Source organism: Cognatilysobacter lacus (assembly GCF_008274655.1).
In the GTDB taxonomy this organism is placed as follows: domain Bacteria; phylum Pseudomonadota; class Gammaproteobacteria; order Xanthomonadales; family Xanthomonadaceae; genus Cognatilysobacter; species Cognatilysobacter lacus.
The window spans coordinates 1-997 of the sequence record NZ_VTRV01000279.1 but is presented as its reverse complement, the minus strand read 5'-3'; the positions used below and the strand labels follow the sequence as shown (position 1 = coordinate 997).

Below are 997 nucleotides of genomic sequence, written 5' to 3'. Positions count from 1 at the left end.
GGCCTAACAATTCGTCCAAGCCGACGCCGCTTCGCGGCGCGGCTTAACTCAGGTGTTAGCGCCCACGCCGGGATGCATTGCGGTTGTCGGGCTAATCGCTCTTCGGGTTTCGTAGCTCACGGCCGCATCCACTCGCAGGTTCACGGCTGCAAGCTCGCGCCGCAGCGATTTTCCAGGTCAGCGCCGCAAAACGAACGGCGGCGCCAACTTGCCGGCTACATCCGCTCCGATGCCGTCACCGCCCTCGCCGTTCGGCGCGCCTGCGGCGCCCCGCTCCGTCTATCTCGCCGGTCTCGCTCTTCGTGCCAGAATCCGGCCACGTGGAGCAGCGGGCCAGCATCCCGGCGCGTGGGCTCTAACAATTCGTCCAAGCCGACGCCGCTTCGCGGCGCGGCTTAACTCAGGTGTTAGGCCTCAGAGGAAGTATCATGAAATTCGCCGGAGTTATTTGCCTTGCTCTCCTAGTCGTAAGCCACACCGCAGTCGCGTGCGAAGGGAAGAACGAGACATCCGCAAAGCCAGAATCCACGGATCAAATGCTGGCTCGCACCGTGTTCAATCGCCTCTCTCCGGAGAGCTTTGCGATCGATTCGGCCGCAAAGAAGGCATACGGGTGCCGCTACATCTTCGCTGACACCTTGGGCGGACTTCAGAGCGCGAACCCCACGGCCGGTGGCTTGCCGGCAGCGCCGGCTGGCCCGGAAGGTTCACCCAGGGTCGGAAAGGTCGTAATCGCCTATATCGTCACTCTCGAAGGCGTGGCATCGGACCCCGTCGTTATTGAGAGCACGGACCCGCAGCTCACTGAAGTTGCGTTGGCGGCAATGAAGGAATGGCGGTTCGAACCGGCTCGCTTTAATGGTCGCCCCGTTGCATCGCTAGCAGCACAAGAGTTTCCTTTCGGGCCTGGGTCGCGCTGAGGCCTAACAATTCGTCCAAGCCGACGCCGCTTCGCGGCGCGGCTTAACTCAGGTGTTAGCGCCCACGCCGGGATGCA

Annotated in this window: 1 protein-coding gene; it reads left to right on the top strand. The window is 62.7% G+C overall.

The features are described from left to right. Positions 1-428 precede the first annotated feature (428 nt). Positions 429-920 carry an energy transducer TonB gene (locus FW784_RS14060; RefSeq protein ID WP_149353943.1) on the top strand — a complete coding sequence of 164 codons (492 nt, stop codon included), beginning with the start codon at positions 429-431 and terminating at the stop codon, positions 918-920. The last annotated feature ends 77 nt before the right edge of the window (positions 921-997 follow it).